General features: G+C 34.4%; 27 protein-coding genes and 1 tRNA gene. 27 read left to right on the forward strand and 1 reads right to left on the reverse strand.

Annotated elements, in window-relative coordinates; all coding sequences use genetic code 11:
* The 14 genes from KF896_14220 (at position 1) to KF896_14285 (ending at position 7,376) form a co-directional block, all read left to right on the forward strand.
* Complete coding sequence (locus KF896_14220) at positions 1-225, forward strand: hypothetical protein (GenBank protein ID MBX3044864.1); 225 nt, start codon at positions 1-3, stop codon at positions 223-225.
* Positions 226-229: 4 nt separating this feature from the next.
* Entirely contained in the window at positions 230-1,180 is a 951-nt protein-coding gene (locus tag KF896_14225; GenBank protein ID MBX3044865.1) for a hypothetical protein, read from the forward strand.
* On the forward strand, positions 1,177-1,992 hold the full coding sequence (locus KF896_14230) for a ParB-like nuclease domain-containing protein (GenBank protein MBX3044866.1): 816 nt from the start codon (positions 1,177-1,179) through the stop codon (positions 1,990-1,992). Before KF896_14225 ends, KF896_14230 begins: the two co-directional genes overlap by 4 nt.
* A gap of 3 nt (positions 1,993-1,995) precedes the next feature.
* On the forward strand, positions 1,996-2,373 hold the full coding sequence (locus KF896_14235; GenBank protein ID MBX3044867.1) for a hypothetical protein: 378 nt from the start codon (positions 1,996-1,998) through the stop codon (positions 2,371-2,373).
* Positions 2,370-2,561 carry a hypothetical protein gene (locus KF896_14240; GenBank protein ID MBX3044868.1) on the forward strand — a complete coding sequence of 64 codons (192 nt, stop codon included), beginning with the start codon at positions 2,370-2,372 and terminating at the stop codon, positions 2,559-2,561. Before KF896_14235 ends, KF896_14240 begins: the two co-directional genes overlap by 4 nt.
* Before the next feature lie 10 nt (positions 2,562-2,571).
* A complete protein-coding gene (locus KF896_14245) occupies positions 2,572-3,864 on the forward strand; it encodes a hypothetical protein (GenBank protein ID MBX3044869.1) in 1,293 nt (430 codons plus the stop codon).
* Positions 3,865-3,882: 18 nt separating this feature from the next.
* Positions 3,883-4,527 carry a hypothetical protein gene (locus KF896_14250; protein ID MBX3044870.1) on the forward strand — a complete coding sequence of 215 codons (645 nt, stop codon included), beginning with the start codon at positions 3,883-3,885 and terminating at the stop codon, positions 4,525-4,527.
* A gap of 12 nt (positions 4,528-4,539) precedes the next feature.
* Positions 4,540-5,145, forward strand: a complete 606-nt coding sequence (locus KF896_14255) for a hypothetical protein (GenBank protein ID MBX3044871.1) — start codon at positions 4,540-4,542, stop codon at positions 5,143-5,145.
* A 151-nt stretch (positions 5,146-5,296) separates the two neighbouring features.
* Positions 5,297-5,656: a hypothetical protein gene (locus KF896_14260; protein ID MBX3044872.1), complete on the forward strand. Its 360-nt coding sequence runs from the start codon at positions 5,297-5,299 to the stop codon at positions 5,654-5,656.
* Positions 5,653-5,943: a hypothetical protein gene (locus KF896_14265; protein MBX3044873.1), complete on the forward strand. Its 291-nt coding sequence runs from the start codon at positions 5,653-5,655 to the stop codon at positions 5,941-5,943. The genes KF896_14260 and KF896_14265 overlap by 4 nt, the downstream gene beginning before the upstream one ends.
* Positions 5,940-6,143 (forward strand): hypothetical protein, encoded by a 204-nt coding sequence (locus KF896_14270; protein MBX3044874.1) that lies wholly within the window; start codon positions 5,940-5,942, stop codon positions 6,141-6,143. Before KF896_14265 ends, KF896_14270 begins: the two co-directional genes overlap by 4 nt.
* On the forward strand, positions 6,143-6,664 hold the full coding sequence (locus KF896_14275) for a hypothetical protein (GenBank protein MBX3044875.1): 522 nt from the start codon (positions 6,143-6,145) through the stop codon (positions 6,662-6,664). The genes KF896_14270 and KF896_14275 overlap by 1 nt, the downstream gene beginning before the upstream one ends.
* A 348-nt stretch (positions 6,665-7,012) precedes the next feature.
* Positions 7,013-7,090 (forward strand) — tRNA-Phe (locus KF896_14280).
* Positions 7,091-7,157: 67 nt separating this feature from the next.
* Entirely contained in the window at positions 7,158-7,376 is a 219-nt protein-coding gene (locus tag KF896_14285; GenBank protein ID MBX3044876.1) for a hypothetical protein, read from the forward strand.
* On the opposite strand, the gene KF896_14290 is transcribed toward KF896_14285, so the two are convergent.
* Positions 7,370-7,555 (reverse strand): hypothetical protein, encoded by a 186-nt coding sequence (locus KF896_14290; GenBank protein MBX3044877.1) that lies wholly within the window; start codon positions 7,553-7,555, stop codon positions 7,370-7,372. The two genes, KF896_14285 and KF896_14290, sit on opposite strands and share 7 nt — an antisense overlap.
* Before the next feature lie 175 nt (positions 7,556-7,730).
* On the opposite strand from KF896_14290, the gene KF896_14295 reads away from it, so the two are divergent.
* The 13 genes from KF896_14295 (at position 7,731) to KF896_14355 (ending at position 15,952) form a co-directional block, all read left to right on the forward strand.
* Positions 7,731-7,955 (forward strand): hypothetical protein, encoded by a 225-nt coding sequence (locus KF896_14295; protein MBX3044878.1) that lies wholly within the window; start codon positions 7,731-7,733, stop codon positions 7,953-7,955.
* Between the two features lie 78 nt (positions 7,956-8,033).
* A complete protein-coding gene (locus tag KF896_14300; protein ID MBX3044879.1) occupies positions 8,034-8,330 on the forward strand; it encodes a hypothetical protein in 297 nt (98 codons plus the stop codon).
* A gap of 105 nt (positions 8,331-8,435) precedes the next feature.
* A complete protein-coding gene (locus tag KF896_14305; GenBank protein ID MBX3044880.1) occupies positions 8,436-8,645 on the forward strand; it encodes a hypothetical protein in 210 nt (69 codons plus the stop codon).
* Between the two features lie 42 nt (positions 8,646-8,687).
* Positions 8,688-8,879: a hypothetical protein gene (locus KF896_14310; GenBank protein ID MBX3044881.1), complete on the forward strand. Its 192-nt coding sequence runs from the start codon at positions 8,688-8,690 to the stop codon at positions 8,877-8,879.
* A 3-nt stretch (positions 8,880-8,882) separates the two neighbouring features.
* Positions 8,883-9,092: a hypothetical protein gene (locus KF896_14315; GenBank protein MBX3044882.1), complete on the forward strand. Its 210-nt coding sequence runs from the start codon at positions 8,883-8,885 to the stop codon at positions 9,090-9,092.
* Positions 9,085-9,465: a hypothetical protein gene (locus KF896_14320; protein ID MBX3044883.1), complete on the forward strand. Its 381-nt coding sequence runs from the start codon at positions 9,085-9,087 to the stop codon at positions 9,463-9,465. Before KF896_14315 ends, KF896_14320 begins: the two co-directional genes overlap by 8 nt.
* On the forward strand, positions 9,452-10,012 hold the full coding sequence (locus tag KF896_14325; GenBank protein MBX3044884.1) for a hypothetical protein: 561 nt from the start codon (positions 9,452-9,454) through the stop codon (positions 10,010-10,012). The genes KF896_14320 and KF896_14325 overlap by 14 nt, the downstream gene beginning before the upstream one ends.
* 9 nt (positions 10,013-10,021) lie before the next feature.
* Entirely contained in the window at positions 10,022-10,375 is a 354-nt protein-coding gene (locus KF896_14330; protein MBX3044885.1) for a hypothetical protein, read from the forward strand.
* Complete coding sequence (locus KF896_14335; protein MBX3044886.1) at positions 10,353-12,992, forward strand: hypothetical protein; 2,640 nt, start codon at positions 10,353-10,355, stop codon at positions 12,990-12,992. The genes KF896_14330 and KF896_14335 overlap by 23 nt, the downstream gene beginning before the upstream one ends.
* Positions 12,993-13,612: 620 nt before the next feature.
* The gene (locus tag KF896_14340; GenBank protein ID MBX3044887.1) at positions 13,613-14,134 is read left to right on the forward strand and encodes a hypothetical protein; all 522 of its coding nucleotides are present in this window, start codon (positions 13,613-13,615) and stop codon (positions 14,132-14,134) included.
* Positions 14,134-15,375, forward strand: coding sequence for a DEAD/DEAH box helicase (locus tag KF896_14345; GenBank protein ID MBX3044888.1), 1,242 nt, complete (start codon positions 14,134-14,136; stop codon positions 15,373-15,375). The genes KF896_14340 and KF896_14345 overlap by 1 nt, the downstream gene beginning before the upstream one ends.
* 64 nt (positions 15,376-15,439) lie before the next feature.
* Positions 15,440-15,637 carry a hypothetical protein gene (locus KF896_14350; GenBank protein ID MBX3044889.1) on the forward strand — a complete coding sequence of 66 codons (198 nt, stop codon included), beginning with the start codon at positions 15,440-15,442 and terminating at the stop codon, positions 15,635-15,637.
* 9 nt (positions 15,638-15,646) lie between these two features.
* Positions 15,647-15,952 (forward strand): hypothetical protein, encoded by a 306-nt coding sequence (locus KF896_14355; GenBank protein MBX3044890.1) that lies wholly within the window; start codon positions 15,647-15,649, stop codon positions 15,950-15,952.
* Positions 15,953-16,026 lie beyond the last annotated feature (74 nt).

The following is a 16,026-nucleotide window of genomic DNA, read 5'->3' on the forward strand; positions in this document are numbered from 1 at the left end:
ATGAATATAAGATATTTAGCGGAGAGTGGGCTTGGCAAACTCTTGGATACAGTTAAACATTTATGTAAAATACGTCAAGCCCCCGCTTTTAAACCTGTAAGACTGCCTGTAAAGCCTCATCCATACTGGTATCTTCTCAGGAATGAAAAGAGGATTACTGAATTAGCAGTAATCGCAACGACTGCTATAACTGTAATTGTTTTATTAATCAAAAATTTGGGGTAAGAAAATGTTATCAAATGAATCAATGAATCAAATAAAAGATATCGCTCATGACATAGAGCATGACATAAATTATCTTGGTATGAAAAAAGAATTAATAAGTTACCGTTTAAATATCGTTGTTAACATAACACCCGAATTAGCGGCAACACTATTAGCGAATAATATTAACAACAGAAGCTTAAATAATGGGCGAGTGTCGTTTTATGCCAAGCAAATTCGGAACAACAACTGGAGGCTAACAGGCGAAACCATCAAACTTGCTAAAAATTATACGTTAATTGACGGTCAGCATCGCCTTGAGGCAATCATTAAGGCAGGCAAATCCGCAGAAATGGAAATAGCTTTTGGAATCGATAATGATACTTTTAATGTAATTGACACAGGACGCACGAGAAACGGAGCGGATGTTATAAGTATACTAAAAGTAAAAAATGCCGCAAAAGTAGCAAGCGTATTACGAACTTTAATAGCTTACCAGAGAGGCGTTTTGATAGGTACAAGAGGTGGTCGGACGAATCTTGCTCAATACAGCAGCAAACAGAGTTTGGGAGAAAAATATATTATTACTAATGCAGATATTGAACAGGCGTATTACGATAATCCTGGTGTCGAAGATTATATCGGCAAGAGTAATAAAAACCTTGGATTTGAAACAGCTTACTCTTTTATATTTTATGTTTTATCAACATCTAGATATAAAGAAAAAGCAAAAGAATTTATTGAATATATCAATAGCGGTGAATTAAAAAAAGGCGATCGTTTTTACAGGGACGACATGATGCTCAATTTAAGGGAATTCTTAATTTCTAAGAATTTAAATAAAGGCGGTAAGTTAGACAAATTATCTTCTAGGGAAATAATTGGATATTGTTTTAAAGCTTTCAATTATTATGTAAATGACAGAGTGGTCAAAAAGGTCAGATACTCATTATCAGAAGGAATACCCCAAATATGATTAAGAAAATCAACATTAACGATTTGGTTAAAGACAGAAGATTTCAGAACCGTGAGAAGCTGGATTACGAAACGGTTGAAGAATATGCTGAATTAATGCGTCAGGGAGTAAAATTCCCACCTCTGACTGTTGTTTTTGATTCTACAAATTATTATATAACAGACGGTTATCATCGTTATTTTGCTCATATCAAAGCGTTAATTTCTGAAGTCGAATGTGAGATAATCGAAGGCACAGAGCGGGACGCTATTCTTCTTGCATGTTCAGCTAACTCAGTTCACGGACTGAAACGCACTAATGCAGACAAAAGGAAAGCGGTTTTGACTTTGCTGAATGATGATGAGTGGAAGGAATATTCAGATGTTAAAATAGCTGAGTTATGTAATGTGCATCAAACTTTCGTTTTAAAAATTCGGCACGAGTTAAAAGAACTCACTTATGATATAATAAGTGACAATTCAAAACCAGCTGTTAAAACCTACATTAATAAGCACGGTCAGACTGCTCAAATGAATGTATCGAATATCGGCAAGAAAAGAGCAGAGCCGAAAGAAGAAACCGAAGATGAAGATTTCAATGACTATGTTTCAAAAAATGATTACAGCAAAGCAGAAACAAGCTCAAATCAAAATTGGAACGGCGGACATTCTGAAGAAACTTTGCAAACGGATTTTACAGAACGTGAAAAAGACAAAGACCTAGAAGATTTAAAAAACGATTTGCTTAACTTGCTCAACGCTTACAAGTCTGTATCACCAAGATGTGAGCAGATAGTTAAAGTTTTAAGAACATTTATTTTAAGACTGGGGTAAATTATGAAACAAAATATATCAGATTTCGGTATCGGGACAGCTCCAAGAGCTTTGTTTGAATTCTTAGAAAAATGGGCGAACAGAAATTGGGAGGGAATGTCAAAGATTACTCAAATCACCTGGCGAAAGAATGAACCGCATCCTATTGATTGGATTCAAAAATGGTACAGTCAGAAGCGTTTGACATCTTTTAAAATCAAAGCTACATACATAGATGGATTGTTAGCCAGATGTATAGCAGAATTGAGGTTTGGAATTCATCGAAAAAATGTACAATTCAGAATGATTAAAGAAAGCGATGCGTATCAGCCAAGTCAGGACGGTCAGTGGGGTGTTAATCCTATTTCCGGACTTGAATCTTTCAAAGGGGATGCACAATGAGTGAATTTATTATAGTCTGGATGTTGGGAGTGATATTTGTAGGACTCCCTGTGATGATGGCTTATGGGATTTATAAATCTTTTAAAAAGACCGGTACTGTTAAAACATCTCTCAAGTCTAATTATGCAAAAGTAGTCTTTTTAGACAGAAAGTTGTCAATGTTAAATAACAAAATATTCATCAATTAAGGAAAAACAAATGCAACACGATGATTTGGTCATAAAACCTCTGTTTTATAATCAGGAGATTTTACTTACACCTCCTCCGATAGTATACAGACACGATGCAAAAGGGCAAAGAAAATATTATAGCATATCAGAAGAACTCCAATACATTGAAGAAGCCTCTGTGACTACAATATTAGATAAAGTTATGCCAACCCCATATTGGCTCGAACTCTGGAAAGCGTCATACGGACTGAATAAAGCAAACCAGCTTATGAAAGAAGCCGGATTTTATGGAACACTCGACCATACTTGCCTTGCTGAATATCTTATTCTAAAGCAGTTCGATTTGAACTCTATCGAAGCAAGAATCAATACTTTTGTGATGTCAAAACGCATTAATTTTGATACTTGGGAATGGAGCTCTAAACTTAAACATGACTTACTGGCTTTTCATAAGTTTGTCCATGATTACAATGTAGTTCCTCTGGCAGTCGAGATTGTTTTAATATCTAATAAACTTGGATATGGAGGTGCAATTGACCTGGTGTGCCAAATGAGAATAGGCACAGGTGAAAATGGGAAAATTCTTAAAACAGATATTAAATATGATAAGAACGGAGAGATTAAAGAAGACAAGACAAGAACAGTTACTGCTGTTGTTGACTTCAAATCAGGAAGACACGGATTCTCTGAATCGAATGAAGCCCAAGTTCATATGTACAAGAATCTGTTTACTGAATTTTATCCTCATGTCCCTATTGAAAAGGTCTATAATTGGGCTCCTAAAGACTGGAATAATTCTGAAGAGCCTGCTTACTATTTAAAAGACCAAACTAATTCAAATGAGAAAGATTGTATAGAATATTATGTGAAAATATTCAAAACTAAACAACTGCAATCGCAAAATAAAATTATTCACAATTTCAAAGGAGTTCTTGCTTACGGAAAAGATGATTTTAAAGATAATCTTGAAGTAATGACTTTCGAAGAGAAAGCAATCAGCAGGTATAAAAAACAAGCAGGCAAAACGATAAGCAAGCCTGTAAATGTTAATCCTCCTGAGATTGTACTTCTTGCTGATAATATTGATGAGCCGGAAGCAGTTAAGAATATTAAATCTAAAGATATAAAACTCCCTGAAGTGAATGAGGATGTTGTGAGCAAAGTGCTTGAGAATATTTCTCAAGAGGTAAAAAAAGAAGAAATTGCAGTCATTAATACTAAAGATGTGACTGCTGATTATGAAAAAATCAATCCGGCAGAGCATGGGATTGAAATAGAAGAAATCAGTTTTGATAATATAGCTAACTTATTTAAAGATTAATTAGGAGAAAAAAAACAAATGAATGCGTTAGAATCAATGACACTAACAGCAATGGCAAAATTTAATGATGCTAAAGAACAAATCGCTAAGCTTACATCAAATTGCCAAAGAATTGTAATCAATTCAAATGAGTCTCTCGAAACTGCTAAAAACCTTGCTAAAACAGCTAAGAAAGTGGAGACCCTTATCGAAGATAAACGTAAGGAGATTACTGCACCAATACTGGCTGAGAAAAAGAAGATTGACGACTTTGCAAAATCAATCACAAATGATTTGAATAAAGCAATGAACGGATTGAGAAGCCAAATACTTTCTTATGAAAAGAAACTTCAAGAAGAAAGAGAAGCTGAAGCTCGCAGAATTGAAGAAGAAAGGAAAAGAATTGAAGAAGAACTCAAAGCGAAAGCTTTAGAAGGGAAAATTGACGAGAGTGATACTGCTCAGGTTCTTGTAGAACTAAAAGAACAAGAACACCAAGCTCAGATATCAACCAAATCTTCCTCAATCAGACTTACTTGGACCTACGATGTAATTGATGAATCTGTCATACCAAGAGAATACTTAACTATTGACGAACGAAAAATAAAAGATGCTATTACTGCCGGAAAACGTGAAATCACCGGACTGAAAATTTATCAAAAAGAACAATTATTTTTAAAATAAGGAGAATTCATTGTGGGACCCGAAGTAAGAGCACAGTTAAAATGGTTTAGAATCGGTAAAACCGAAAATAAACAAGATGTGAAAATCATCTACGGGAGAAAAGGCGAAGAAAATTATTACGATAATTTTACAGGTATAATTAAATCTATAGATTATACTGAAAAAGAAGTGGACTTTCAGAAAAACGGCAAGCCGGAAATGGTCAAACAGTATACTGTAAAATTTGATGCAGGTGATACAGTCGAGCATGTGTGGGCTGTGGATGTTGACTCAAATTTATTCCTGAATTTCATCAATTCAATTGCCGGATTAGCGGACATAGCACAGCCTGTTAATATGAGCGTTTATCAAAAAAACGGTTATGCAAATATATGGCTCAAATCGAATGGGCAGGATTTAAGATGGAAATATCCTATTGATGTAATTCCTAAGCCTGCTCAAATCACAGTTGACGGAGAAGTGATTATGAATGAAAAGACAGGTAAACCGCAACTAAGCTACAAAAAGAGGCGTGAATGGGTGGCCGAGCTTGTTAAAAATATTAATTCACGCATCAGAGCTGTCGAAACTGAAGGCTATGAACCGGTTATCGAAGAAGTTGAAGAAGTATCCTTTTAAAATGCCCATCGGCAGGCGTCTCTATCAAAACTAAAATATTCCCCCCTTTTAATTGAATAAAGCCGCCTGCTTTCTTTTATAAATAATACTAAATAACTAATAACAATCCCCTTGTAAAAGGGAGTTTTAACAGCAGAAAAGGACTAAAAATATGACAAATAAAGAATTTAATGATTTCCTTCTTTGGCAGCAAGGGGTCAGTTTCGAGGTTTTAAACCGTAAAGCAAATGAATATGCTGCTAATAATTACAGATTTCACAATTTTAATATAGCAAAAGATATATTAAAGCTGATTGGAAAAATTGATACAAAGCCTAAAACGGCATTTGCTTTTATGACTAAGCACTTTGTATCTCTGATTGACCTTTTAAATGAGCAACCAGAAGAGCTCGCGGAAGAAATAATCGCTGAAAAATGCGGCGATTTAATTAATTACACTCATTTCATTCACGCTATGTTGCTTGAGGAGAAACATAAAGGCGAATGCAATTGCAAGGGGAACAATCAATGATAGATGTTATGAGCGTCGATAAAATACTTGATAAATTGATGAAAAATAATAATATTGATAGTATTGAAAAACTTCATTTAGATGATAGACGGAGGCAAACATCGGATATCCGACATCTTACCTGTTATTTCTTAAAGCATAATGTTGGCTTGTCTGAAAGTCAAATATCAAAATTAATGAAAAGAGACCGCTCGACTATCTATTCTTCAATAAAAAGAGCTGAAGAATTGATTGAATATGACAAAGATTTTAACAGGTTATTTAATAAAATGAAGGTGATTCTATGATAGTTTTTTTTGATATTGAGACTACAGGTACTGATTTAAATAATGATAAAAATGATGATGGTGTTGTGGTCTTTACTTTCGGAAATAACAAAGATAAACCTGCTGCTAATCATAAAGATTACCTGGAATGGATGCTGCGTTCAAATTTTGCACCTGATACTAAACAAATTATTTACCAAATTTTGAAGGGAGAAATTTAATGGAAACTACTAATGCAAATATAATCCCAATGGGGATTAATGGTGACGGAGTAATTGATGATGACTTTTTTGAAGAATTAGACGATGAGCTCAACATTGAAGATTTGACCGATGATGTTTCGGAGAGTTTGGAAGACTCATCAGAAGCGAAGGATAGTTCTTCAAATGACGAGAAATCTTTCTCTTTTGATGTTGAGCATAGGCTTGATGATGATGAAAAAAGAGAATTGGCTGAAAAAATTGTAGCATACGACATGGATATCAAGAGCTTTCAGTCAGAATTAACAAGCCTGAAAAATACTGCCGCATATTATAAAAAACAGATATCCGAACTGGAATCTCAAAGGCTAAAACAGTCAGTAATTTATAATTCTGGTGTTGTAAAAAGAACTCATACGGCTTATAGAGAACCGGATTATGAAGCAGGGGTAATCTTTACAAAAGACCTTGTAACTAATGAAATTTTGGCTGAAGAAGAAATGCCTGAAGATTCTCTTTTTACTAAAAAAAATGATTTATAGCTTGCCTGTATCATATTATAACCTTACATTAGATATAATTATCGTTGCAATTGTATGATTTATAATGTGTTTACAGATACGTTCTTTGAAAATTGGAAAAAGGAGGCGATTATGTGAGGTAATCATATGAAAAATTCACGTGAGGGAAAAACACGTTAAATGATGCCATTTAAGCAACTCTAAATGACTAACCCTGACAGCTCGGAGAGAATGGACGGCAAGGCTGGGGATACCAACTCAGCACTAAATAAATATTTTTTTCAACAAAATGTTAAAAAAGTAGATATTATTTTGCAAAGTTTATAACACAATAAGCCCTCGAACCTCGCAACGGCGGGGGCTTTTAACGGCACGGTAGTTCAGTTGATTAGAACGGAGTTGGGTTAAAATCCAGAACGGTCGCAGGTTTGAGTCCTGCCCGTGCCACTTTTTATTAACCAGCTCCAGACAGAGTTAAAATTAAAGGAGAATAGAAAAATGGAGAATAACGAATATGTCAAGTACAGAATTATTTAGAAAACATTTTGGCGACCAATCAGCATCGGTTGATTTGAAACACCCAAATTTGGGAAAGTTCTTTAGTGAACTAAACGAAGAATGTTTATTAGAGGATAAACAAAAGCAATGCGAACACTCTTGGGTGTATAAAATCTTAAACGACCATACAACCAAAAATGTTTGCGAAAAATGTCATTTAGTTGTCGGTCAATAGTGCTTGCTGCCAATAGTCAGGCGGTAGGCGAAGTCCACCGGATTTCTGCTTACCGACATGTTCGGCGACGGTTCGATTCGCTTTTTATTTTCGCCTGCCGCCTGACTATTCAGCAAGATGAGCGAAGCGAATCTTGCTGAACGTGATGCAGCTATAAAAAGTAGCGGATTACAAGGCACTGACTATCGGAAAGAAATAAAGTGAAATTGAAACACAAACTTAAATATTAACAACAACCCCGCTATTTTTTATAGGTGCTGTTATGCATCTGGTGGCGGCTTTAAAAACGAGAACATTATGAATAAGACGATTTGGAAATTTGAATTAGAAACAACAGACAATCAAAAAATACAAATGCCTGTAGGTGCGGAAATTTTAACCGTGCAAACTCAAAATGAAACACCTTGCTTATGGGCATTGGTTGACCCTAACGAACCTAAAGAAGATAGGTTTATCGAAATATTTGGAACTGGACACCCAATCGGTTATGATATGGGTGTAGATAGAAAATACATAAGCACCTACCAATTGCACGGTGGTTCTTTAGTATTTCACGTTTTTGAATACACGGGTGTTTAGCCACTTGTGCATAACGTTCCGATTATTGCCGCAGTGGCGGTTTAAAAGCACAAATGTTACACTTTAAAATAAAAGTATATGAAAAGCACAGACGTTCAAAATAGTACTACACCCGCCATTGTCGGCAATAATGTGTTATGCCCCGTTGTTCTTGATGTCCTTTACGAATGGCACAGGAAGCAAAGTGGATGGTGGTATGGTTACACAAAATTAATGATTGATGTTCGGGATAGAATGGGTAAAGAAATACAGCTTTCCCCAATTAAAGAAGCATTACGTGAATTGCGTAAACAAGGACTTGTTAAGGTAGAACCAATTTACAAAGAAGAAAGCGGTATGCTCAATGGTAGTGGTTATTTCTACAATGGGGCATAACGTCCGCTAAACGCAAGTCAGCGTATAACATCTAATTAAGTGTAGTTATACGCAATTTACCAACGCTCCCGTAAGGTTGAGCTAATAATTTAAGGAGAAAGAAATATGAAATATAAACTTATTACGAAAGATTTTGACGGTACAATACTTGAAGAAATCATTTCTTCAAAAGAACTTCGTGAGTATGGTACTGCCGGCGAAGACCTCGTCGAATGTGCGATAGCTATGGTTGGAAAGTATAACGGCGGAAGTGCTAATTTCCCCCTCGAGTTTGTCAGACTTGAAATAGTTGTTAGGAAGAGCAGTTATACGTAATTTTATTAACCGCTCCAGTGGGAGCAAATTGGAGAAAGAAATATGGACATAGTTAGAATAACTGATAACGGACAATTGTCAGTATCAAAAAGGATTAAAGGCAAACCTTATGTAATTTCTATCAATGTATCAGGCGTCGTGTCTGTTAATGTAGAAATGCTATTTACAAAAGAGAATTTAATTAAGCTGTGTAAAAAATTAAACGAAGAACTCACACAGCAAAATGGAGGGTGAGAAATGACAAGAAATGAATTATGGCTAAAATTAGCAGATGATTTTGGCTTAATTTTGACTGAAGGCGAGCTTGATGACGCTCTTCACCACGTCAAAAATAACAATATTAGTAAAATTGATTTTTTTTATACTTGTAAATATTCAAATTTACAAGATATAATTAACTTATTTTGTGAGTATATAAACCAAAATAAAAAGGTGAAAAATGACTAAACAAGAATTTGATGAAATCAGTTGGAGTGCAAATACTGAAGTGCTCCATAATGGCAAATGGTATAAAGTCAATAGTATAAATTTTGATTTTTATTATATAAATGTAACCTATGATAACCACGCCACGAACACTATAGGCTGCGAATCAATTGAAGATGTCAGAGAATCAAAGAAAGCCTTTCTTGCTCCTCCAAAAGTAACCCGCAAGTATAATCTTAAACTGATTATATTTTCACTTGCTCTTGTTTTGATTGCTGGCATAGGTGCTATTGATGTAAGATACACCCTGATTGCTGCGTTTCCAATTGCACTGATTCTTGCTTATATTTTTAATAGAATAAATCGAAGGAAAGAAAAGGATGAAGGCGATTGATACATATTTTAATTGTAACTATCACAGGTCAAGACTTGAAGCTCGATGGGCTGTCTTTTTTAAAGCACTCGGAATAAAATATCAATACGAACCGGAAGGGTTTGTCTCTGCTAACGGTAGTAAATATTTACCCGACTTCTATTTACCAGAAACAACGTTACGAGGAAAAAGCAAGGGAGTATATATTGAAATCAAGCACCAAAATTACGATAAAGAATACAATGTTTTTGAAAACACGATATCAAAATGGTTCACTGAGCCGCTTGTTATGTTTTGCGGCTACCCTTTTCAACACATTTGGGGAAATTGGGACGACATACAAGAAAATGGTTATCAGCTGGTGCCGCCTATAGACACCTATATGCTATTTTGGATATGCAATAAATGCGGACATTCGAAAATTGAATATATGGAAGGCTCATACGACGAGTGCCCAATTTGCGATGGGGTAGGCGACAGTAAAAAACTGATGGCTGCAGCCCACGAGGCAATTGTCAAGAGATTCGAGTATGATTCTTTCAACACAAACATTAATCAACGAGAATAAGGAATAAATATGAATATTCTGCAAATGAACAGGCTGAAACAAATACAAAATAAACACTTCAATAAATTCGCCCGCAAACATCAAATTAAACTACTCTCTATTAATGATAATATCGCAATTTATGACATTTGCAAGTTGCATCACAGCGATATATTTCTAGATCTGATTGATGATTATGAGCCCGGATGGGTCTCTATTTGGGCGGAAAAATATCAAGATATGACATATACTGATTTCGCTAAAATGAAATTGCAACAAAAATACGATGAAATTGACGAATCTTACAATCAAATAAAAGCTCTTTCTAATAAAACATCTAAAAAATATAAGGCTAAAATATATGCAGCTCAATCTATCAGTTAATTCTAACCTCATCAATAAGGTTGAAAAACCAAACCTGCCAGGATGGACAAATATAATTGCCACACCGGAAGATATTGGCAAAATGATAGGGAAAGGATACGCCATTTCTGCAGGCGTTATTAAAGAGGATGTGCCACATGATATGATTAAACCATCTATCAAGCATATTAAACATGCTGAAATTGTGCTCGTTGATGTTGATAATGAAGTCAAAATTTATAATCCGGAAACTAAAAAATATGACTTGAGATATAAAACTGAAGGCGATGATTATATTGATTTCAATTCGCTCCTCGAAAATCCGGAAATTCACGAACAATTACTCATAGCTTACCACTCACCATCTTTCACAGAAGATTGGCATAAATTCAGATTGATTTTTGCACTACCAAAACCGACCGAAGAACCCGATTTTAGAAAAATTGCAACGGCTCTGATTAAAAGGTTTAAAGGTGATAAATCTTGTAAAAATATTGATAGGATGTATTTTGGTAACGATCATGGCTATATTTATGTTAATCCCAAAATGCCGGTCTTGACAAATGAATATGTGCAAGAGCTGATTAAGCAAGAAACAATTGAAATTACTGAAAAAGCTCCTCAAAATATAGCTGCTCAAAATGATTATACTAATAAATCGAATACGACTTATCGCGAGTACAGAGACTTTACACCTGAATTAGCAAAAGAATTGCTTAAATATGTACCCACGAATGAAGGATACGACGAATGGATGAAGGTTGTCTCAGCAATCGGAAATGAATTTGATTTTCATACGGCTGTATCACTCGTCGAGCAATGGTCACCGGATATCAATCAAGGCGCTGAATATAAAATTCAACACAGATATCAACAGCCTACAAGAATGGTAGTTTTTAAAAAAGCTAAAGATGGCGGAGCACCTCCGGGGTTACTCTGGGATTTCGATAAAGAATTTTATGCAGTCGATAAGGAAGGTACAGTCGTTTCGTCAAAAACTGGACAAAAAGCCGATATACTCGAAGAAATGAAAGATTATGACCCAGAAGAGTTTTTTAAAATTACTAAAATTCCTACAAGGTATATTTTCTTCCAACAAGTGCCAAAAAAGAAAATTAATTATAAAGACGAAGACCAGGTGAATGATAAGTCAAATTACAAACTGGTTATTCATAAAATAAAGTTACTCGAGTTTCTCGCTTTTAAAGGTTTTAGGAAGGTATGGCTCGATAATGAAAAATCTACTTATGTTAAAATTAAACACTCTATTGTCGAACAGGTTACTAATGAAAAAATTAATGATTTTATACTATCCGAAATTGATAAAATGCCAAATGCAGTTACACCGCTCTTTGATAAAAATGAACTCAAAGAAGTATTTGCCACGAAAATCAACGAGTTCTCTTCACAAAATTACCTGAATATGATTCAAACTCTGCCTGATAATTTTGCAAGAGATTCTAAAAATAAAGCTTATATCTTCTTCAAAAATAAAATTGTTGAAATTGATAAAAATAAAGCACAAATGATTGATTATAAAGATTTTAATCATTATATTTGGAAAAATCAAGTCTCGAAACATGAAATTAAAAATATTTTGCTCAATTATGAACAAAATACAACGGTCATTCAGCCAAAAGGACAGTTCGAAAGGTTTATTGAACTCGTTTGCTCGCCTGCGAATACCGATGACCCAGAAGCTCCAAGAAATGAAAGGAAAATTGATAAGAATAGGCTCTATGCTCTTATAACTGCTATGGGTTACCTGATGCATACTTATAAAAATCCATCCCTAACTAAAGCTGTCATTTTCTGCGAAGAAAAAATATCCGCCGAACTTGATTCTAACGGAAGGACAGGTAAAGGCTTAACAGCTCAGGCGATTAGACATATAAGAAAAATGAAAACCCTGAACGGAAAGACTTTTGACCCCGATAAAGATAGGTTCGTATATCAAGAAGTCGAAATTGATGACCAAATTATTTTTATCGATGATATTGAAAAATCTTTCGATTTTAAAAAATTATTCCCTGATATCACCGAAGGACTCAAAATTCAAAAAAAATCACTGCAGACATTCTCTATTCCATATGAACTTTCTCCGAAATTCCTAATCACTACTAATTCTGTACTCTCTAATGATTCTGATTCATATAAAGCTCGTAAGTTTGAAGTTGAATATTCCGATTACTTTACCGCTGATTATCAACCCATTGATGAATTTGGTAACCTCTTTTTTGAAGCCGGATGGGATGAAGATTCAGAGGAATGGGATCTGTTCTACTCGTTTATGATTGGATGTATCATAGCATATTTAAAACATGGTCTTCGCTCTTATGAACAGAAAAATCTTGATGAAAGGAAACTGCAAAATAAAGTGCCGGAACAGTTTATCGAATTCATGAATGAAGCTATTGAAAATAGCACAGGGACGCTCGAATATACAAGAGAACAGATTTATGAGGAATTTACAAATAAACATAAAATCTTTGGACCGTCCGGCAAATATGCTGCTACACAAACTAAAACTACAAGATGGTTTAATGAGTATTTGAAACTCAAAAAAATAGCATTTGAGGAAGTCAGGAATAGTAAAAATAGAAAATATGTTATTAAAACTAATAGTGATGACTTCTAAAATTTAGTGTCACTTTGAAAAAGTTGTGTCACTTTGAAAGTGACACTAAAAAAATGAGTGTTCATCGGCATTTGGGGGATTTGTAAAAAAACTGTGTCACTTTGAAAAAACGCAAAGTGACACTAAAAAAATGAGTGTTCATCGGCATTTCGAGGGGCTGTGTCACTTTGAAGGGCATTTTTTCTATATCCTCTCCCTATAAAAAACACTTTTATAAAACATTCTATTTATAGTATTACTATTATTTTATTTTATTTTAAATCAATTTAAAAAATAAGAAATAAAGTGACACTAATTAAAAAAAAGGCTGAAAAGATGCATAAATGCTGATTTTTTTAGTGACACTTTGAAAAAACGCAAAGTGACACTAAAATTTTAAAAAACCTGAAAAGGTGCATCAATGCTGATTTTTTTAGTGACACTTTCAAAGTGTCACTTTTTGCGAAAAATGGCTCCAAAGTGACACTTTTTAGCCGAAATGATACTATTTATAGTATAAAAGGGCAAAACATACTATTTAAAGTATAAAAAAAAAAGATACTATAAATAGTATCAAAAAAAAATTGATACTATTTATAGTATAGAAACTAATATGTAAAATTAATAATCAAGGGTATGAAATGAACCTCTTTTTTGATGATGTCGAGCCGGTAGTAATAACACCAAAAATAAAAGAAAGTAAGCCTGAAATAAAATCTTTGACACAGGAAGAAAAACTTCAAAACAGAGCTAATGCAATTTTGAAGCTTGAGGAATATAGAGAAGCGTATGACGTATTAAAAGAAACGCAAGGCGTCAACATGGAGATGTTGGGAAATTTGGAACAAAAAATAAAAGAATTAGAATTAATAGCCGGAAACACTGATGAAAACAAGTCACTTCATTCACGTGTAATTATCGCAGAAGAAATTGGCGATACAAAGAATGCTGATGAGCGGAAAAAATGGATAGATTATTTTGCAGAAGATGAAATATTAAAAGAATGTGATTTACTTGATAGAATGCTACTTAAAGCAGGTCTTGAAGAAAATCCTGCAAATTTAACACTTATGCTTAATGAGCTATTCAAAGCTGAATATGAAGGATATATTTCAAATACCAGCGAAATTCGGGCTTCAAATCATATTTATAAGGTGGCATGATGGAATTAAGAGATTATCAGTTAAAGTTGGCTAAAAAGGGAAACGAAATTCTTCAGCTTTTCGGAATCGTTTATTACGCAATCGAAATGCGTGTCGGCAAAACATTAATTGCACTTAAGACAGCGGAACTTGCAGGAGCTCAGGATGTACTTTTTGTAAGCAAGAAAAAAGCTCTTGCATCGATATGCAATGACTATGAGAATTTTGGATTTAACTTTTACATCAATATTATCAATTATGAGCAGTTAAAAAATCATAGTGAAGCAAAGGCAGATGTAATAATCTGTGATGAGGCTCATGGACTTGGTGCCTATCCGAAGCCATCAGAGCGTACAAAAATACTAAAAGAAATTCTTAAGAATAATCCCGGCGCTAAACTTATTTTAATGTCCGGAACTCCAAGTCCGGAAAGTTACAGTCAACTATATCATCAGTTCGCAATATCGGCTAACAGTCCTTTCGAGCAATCAAATTTTTATCAGTTTGCAAAAGAGTTTGTAAATGTTAAAGAGGTTGTAAGAAATGGATTAAGATTCAGAGATTACAGTCATTGTGATAAAGAAAAAGTGATGCAGGTCCTTGAAAAATATTTTGTAAGATACACTCAAGAGCAAGCAGGGTTCAGTGAATCTAAAGTCGAAGAAGAGATAATACTTCTTAAGCCTACATCAAATTTAATACAATTAGTAGAAATCTTAAAAAAGCATCAATATTACAAATTCAAAGACGGCAGCGAGATCATAGCAGAAAGTGCTGTTAAATTGCAGAATAAAATACATCAGACTTATTCCGGCACCGTCAAGACTGAGGATGGCGGTTACAAAGTGATAGATATAACTAAAGCACAGTATATCAAAGAATCATATCAAGATAAAAAAATTGCAATATTTTATAAGTTTATAGCTGAAGGCGATGTCCTTCGCAAAGTTATAAGCAATAATACAGATAGTCCTGAAGAATTTAATAGAAGCGATAAAACATTCATTTGTCAGATACAATCTGGTTCGATGGGCGTCAACTTATCATCAGCTGATATATTAATATTTTACAATATAGATTTTAGCGCTGTACAGTATTGGCAGGCAAGAGCGAGGCTACAGGATTTGCGACGAGAGCGTCCTGTAAAAGTGCATTGGTTGATGATGGAAAATGGTATTGAAGAGAAAGTTTATCAGGCAGTATTAAAGAAAAAAGATTACACATTGTATTATTTCAGAAAGGATTTTTTAAATGCGTTATGAAAGTCAGGAACAAAAGAAGATATTAGAATATTTGCGTACAATAAGTTATGTGCGCAAAGTAATAGTGGCTAACGAGAGTGGCACGCTTGACATATTTGGATGCTACAAAGGATTATTTTACGCCGTCGAAGTAAAGCGTGAGGGTGAGAAAGCAACTGCATTACAATTAATAAACATACGTCAAATACAAGAGCATGGCGGTATAGCTTTAATCGTAACCAATGTAGAGCAAGTAAAAAAGTTTTTTGCAACAATAGCATAAAGAGGCAAAATGAACACAGTTAAAGAATCAATACTTGATTATTTAGAAATCAGCGATTTATCGGGTGATACAAAATTAATAGCAGATATTGCAGGTCTAGATGTTGCACGCAGACTGCTCCTTCACTTCGACAGTCTGCCATTATCAATCCAGAGCATAAAGAATATGAACAGTTTAATAATCAGATATTTGAGCGAGAGGTACACAGCTGTAAATTTTACTAAGCGTGAAATCTTGAAGATAAGTCAGGAGATTGGACGCAATCCTCGAGAGACGAGAAGATTGTTAAAACAGAGAGAGAAAAAAATAAAATAAATTTTGCGTACAACAAAAATATTCCCTATTTTTATAAATAACAAAACGGATTAGTTCTGTTTTGAAATTATGCT

Source organism: Ignavibacteriota bacterium (genome assembly GCA_019637995.1).
Taxonomy (GTDB): domain Bacteria; phylum Bacteroidota; class Ignavibacteria; order Kapaibacteriales; family UBA2268; genus JANJTB01.